The sequence below is a fragment of the Nostoc sp. CCY0012 genome (assembly GCF_963920855.1).
GTDB lineage: Bacteria > Cyanobacteriota > Cyanobacteriia > Cyanobacteriales > Nostocaceae > Cyanocohniella.
Window position 1 is genome coordinate 1 of record NZ_CAWUDM010000200.1, and the last position, 4,471, is coordinate 4,471.

Annotated in this window: 5 protein-coding genes; 2 read left to right on the plus strand and 3 right to left on the minus strand. The window is 34.3% G+C overall.

Annotated features, from left to right (window positions below):
- Positions 1-85: 85 nt before the first annotated feature.
- Positions 86-247 carry a ribbon-helix-helix protein, CopG family gene (locus tag ACM0OS_RS28430; protein ID WP_414546527.1) on the minus strand — a complete coding sequence of 54 codons (162 nt, stop codon included), beginning with the start codon at positions 245-247 and terminating at the stop codon, positions 86-88.
- 208 nt (positions 248-455) lie between these two features.
- On the opposite strand from ACM0OS_RS28430, the gene ACM0OS_RS28435 reads away from it, so the two are divergent.
- Both ACM0OS_RS28435 and ACM0OS_RS28440 read left to right on the plus strand, forming a co-directional pair.
- Entirely contained in the window at positions 456-713 is a 258-nt protein-coding gene (locus ACM0OS_RS28435) for a helix-turn-helix domain-containing protein (protein WP_414546528.1), read from the plus strand.
- A complete protein-coding gene (locus ACM0OS_RS28440; protein ID WP_414546531.1) occupies positions 686-853 on the plus strand; it encodes a hypothetical protein in 168 nt (55 codons plus the stop codon). Before ACM0OS_RS28435 ends, ACM0OS_RS28440 begins: the two co-directional genes overlap by 28 nt.
- A 141-nt stretch (positions 854-994) precedes the next feature.
- Here the strand turns inward: ACM0OS_RS28440 and ACM0OS_RS28445 are convergent, their stop codons facing one another.
- Both ACM0OS_RS28445 and ACM0OS_RS28450 read right to left on the minus strand, forming a co-directional pair.
- Entirely contained in the window at positions 995-4,045 is a 3,051-nt protein-coding gene (locus tag ACM0OS_RS28445; RefSeq protein WP_414546529.1) for a hypothetical protein, read from the minus strand.
- Between the two features lie 76 nt (positions 4,046-4,121).
- On the minus strand, positions 4,122-4,433 hold the full coding sequence (locus tag ACM0OS_RS28450) for a hypothetical protein (RefSeq protein WP_414546530.1): 312 nt from the start codon (positions 4,431-4,433) through the stop codon (positions 4,122-4,124).
- Positions 4,434-4,471: the final 38 nt, after the last annotated feature.

The window sequence follows — 4,471 nt, forward strand, 5'->3', positions numbered from 1 at the left end:
AAAATTCTTCGAGAATTTGGTAAAAACTATGTAATTAATTTTGTTTAGCTACTTAGCTTTGTTCATTTGAACGATAAATAAAGGTTCAATTTGTATTTGGCGTTTCTTCAACAGTTAAAGAACGAATTAACTCTCGAATAACATCTGTTGCGGGTCTTCCTGTCATTGAGCAGTATTTTTCTAATTTTTCTGCTTCACTTGACGTGAGATTGATTGTTAGCCTTTTAGCAGCCCATTTTTTATTCACAACTAAGGAAAGTCATAGTGTAGATTACTCTTCTAATATCATTCACTTAAACTGTTATTACAATGTTATAACTAATGATATTCTTTTTAAGAAGCTGTAAAGAAATTACTATGTATTTTAAAATTGCAATAAAGTGATTAATTATCTTTCATAAGATAAAGATTAGATATTTTAAAAGTATTAGGTGTAAACAAAAAATAAAGGACAAGTGAAGGAACAGCAAGAAATTGCCAAAAGATTGGCGAAAGATACCTCAACAGTGACAAGATGGCTGCAAAAATATAGAGTGGGTGGGCTATCAGAACTATTGGCAATCAAAAAAGCTCCGGGAGAAAAACCCAAAATTGATGATGCAGCGCTCTTGGCATTGGAAGGCCTGAAAATATTATTCCTCTACTTCAACCACCTCATTCTCCTGAACTCAATCCCATCGAAAGGCTGTGGCAATTTCTCAAAAAATCCCTGAAAAATGAACTTTTTTCTTCTTTACAAGATTTACGCGCTCGCATACAACAATTGTTCGAGCAATTAACATTTAATACGGTAATATCTATCTCCTCTTATAACTTTATTCTAGAAGCTCTTTTCTATGTAGCTTCACATTAAATTGGTATAACCAACCACGTATTTTTGTCATTGCAACCGTAGGGTAAAGCCCTAATGGGCATGGCTGCGCTTACCGCGTAGCGTGCGGAGGCTCTAGCAATCTCAAAGCCTTTATTTTCATGACGACTGTGTAAGACCTAACTAATTCAAAGGATTGTAATTTGATAATAAATGTAATAAACGTTTACATTCGTAAGATGTTAAGTCATTTGCAGATTTTTCTAATTTATCTAATTGCTGATAAATCAAATCCTGATCTATAGAATCTATACTTTCTTGAAGTTCTCCGTATAGCTCTTGATATGTGAACTCAGTTGCTAGATCAGCAGCAATTTTTTCTCTTTCTTTGCCAAGTAGATGTTTTTTGAATTTATAAATGTTTTGAGAATTGGGAGATACTAATTCTAGAGCGATCGCTAGTAGTAAAGTATCATAAGCCTCAGTTAATTCTCTACTCGAACTGATTTCTTCAGGAATTAAATCAAGTAAATTTTCGTCTTGCTCTGATTGTGTCTTGTGAGTACGTTCATAGCAGTCTCGATAAAATTCAATTTGACTGAGAAAGTAGGCTGGAAAACCTAAAGAACGAACTAAAACAGATAAATTACGTTCATTTTCCGCTACACAAGGAGTTACAGAACGGCTAAAACGGTTAAAAAGTCGCACTATTTCTTCTTTATCTTTCGCTCCTACCCAAAGAGAAATGTCTGGTTGAGAAGTTGGATTTAAGTGAGCATCACTATCTTGCAGACGTAATAAAAGTTGGGCATTGTTATAAAATTGATTTAAGCGCACATTTTCTATATTATCTGCAATTAACTCGGATTTTAAAACTTCTCCAATAGATAAATTGCTTAAATAATTAAACTGTTGTCTGGTGAATGAAAGCAATTGTTGATGAAATTCTGTAGTTGCAAGTTGCCATGCCTGAGAACGGCTAATTTTTTCCTTGGTAAATATATTAGTTGATATTGCCAAACGGACATTTTGATGGTAGTAAATATCAATATCTGAAGTATTTAATACTGCCAAACGAGTGTCAGAATGACTTGTCGATGCTTGTTGCCGCTGAGTCATTAAAACATCATATATTTGTGATAAATCAGTTAAATACTTACTTAATTTACCCCCTTTTTGTTTAGTAACTTTAATCAGTAAATTGACTAATTCTAAGCGAATAGTTTGAGCATAAATATCATATTCCAACTTTAGTTTTTCGTTGGATGTACGGCGTAATTCTACAGCAGTAGCCTTTAAACTACTTTCTAGACGTTTAATTTGTTTTTGAACTTTTTGAATGCGAGCGCGGATATTTGTACTATATTTGAACCAAGCTACACCCAAGTAAATAAAGATACCAATTAAACCCCAAAATAAATAACTAAATAAGTTCACCCCAATTTGCTGCAATAACAACCACAAAGATGATTGACTAAATAATCCGGTTATCAGCAATATACTAACTAAAATAATAGCAATTGTTCCCGGAAAAATAATCAGATACAAAGAACGAAAATGATTTTCTTCTACAATTAATTCATTTAATTTATCTGTAGCTATTTCAAGTTGATTTTCTAAAGAATTGAGTTGCTTTTGAGCTACATCAATGGCTGATTGAATTTTGGTACGAGTATCATCAATGGCAACTAAGCGAGTTTGTCTAAGTTGTTCGAGTTCTGCTGTAATCGCATGGTGATATTCAGTAACTGTATCTTTTAATTGTTCTTTGACTTTTTCTATTTCAGAAATGATAACTTCTGAATTAGTCTCAGATAAACTATCTTGTAACTGTTGTCGTTGCCATTTTAAATTAAAAAATCGATTCAGGATTTTTTGGCTATTTTCTTGGTTGATTTTTATCTGTAATCTAGAATCTAAAAATGCTTCAGCAGTGCGTAATTCTGTAGTTAAATTTTCCGGGTGATCGCTAATAGACTCAGTTTGCAATTCCAGATAAGAATTAGTTAAGACGGTACACAATCTGACGGCTTCATGCAAACCACTTGGTGCAGCATCAACATATTGATTAATTCGATGGTCTAAGAGTTTAGTTAGTGTCGCTTGTGCTTGTTTACCACAATTTTCTAGTGTACGTTTATATGAAATTAATTCTTTATTTTCAAATTGCTTATAAGCACGTTCTAATTCAATGCTAAATTCTTGAATTTTACCAGAGCGAATATCTAGACGAGGACTAAAATCTTGCCAAACTGGTTTACCATTGTCTCGTTCTAGTTGCTGCAAAGCATCATGATAATCTTCGCTAAGGACAAATTCTTTAGCATCTAATAGTAATTGACGATTTGCTTCTGGAGTTAATTTTGCTGGTGGTAAAAACTCCTCGGTAATAATATCAGCTGCTAAAGATGCACTCAAACGATCTATGACTATCTCTGCGGGAAAAAATAACTCTCCATAACCAAATGTACTGTAAGCCGGAATTTTTCCCCGGACTGTATGTGTACCAATTAATAATCCGCCAGTTTCTGGTTCCATTGTGAGAAAACCTGCGAAAGCATCAGCATAGCTATTTAAATTAACTCCTAATTCCCCAATACGTTCATCAATCAACCAGCAATTATCAAATGGTGGTCTTTTTTGACTACCAGAAATCACCACTCCTTTTGTCATTTTGTCATCTAATTCTTTTAGGAGTTGATAAGCAGTACTATAATTTTCAGCCCTGGCTTGAGAGAATAAACCTGGTAATAGCAAAAAAGCTTCTAAACTATGAGGAATATCTGTGAAATATTTGTTAAATAGCCAATGAATTAAACGCGATAAGTCAAATACTAGTGATTGCGATCGCTCCTCACAGGCGGAGAACATAAGATAAATTCTATACCAAGGACTAATATCAATTCCGGCATTTTTGGCGGAGATGGCTTCTGGAGATTGGTTAACTGATTTGATTAAGTCAATTAATGTAGTTTGCAACTCCTTCGTTCCTGCTTGGAACTGTTGACGCAGTTGGGAGACAGCTACTTCTTTAGTGTTTGTGAGGTCAAAACTTCCATCAGCAAATTGATCTAACTTATCACTAAAGCCAAAAGCTTGGCCGTCCCAAGTGAGAGTATAGGTATAAATAAAGCGGCTTTGGATGGCGGGAAGTTGTGGCAATTGCCGCTTAATAGCAGCACACAAAGCGGTACTATGAGGATCGAGTGCAAGTAAGATAGTTGGTTTTGGCATGAAGCGGTACCAAGGCGTAATTTTTAATTAAAGTTTGGGAAAAAAGCATTTGTGGCTGGATTTTGGAGAATTGGTATTAAATAATTACGTCCAAATCTTCTAGATAGGTATCAATTTCTTGAATTTCCATTTCTACCTGTTCTCTAATGTGAATATCAACTTTATCTTCCTTTAAAACTTGATTGAGATATTTAATGTAGCTTTCTAGAGAATGCCGAGCCTTTTCTTTGTCTTCGTAGGTAATTCGCTCGATTTTCTGCTCAATTTCTTTAATTAGTGGTACATTACCTTTGAAAGCTTTGAAAGCTGATTTGCGATCGCCTCCTAAGGCCAACATCCCATCTTCTAATTTTTTCGCTTGGTCTGTATATATACAGGGTAAGCTCATCTAATTTGGTATAGAGAAAACTTGACATAACAAAGAAA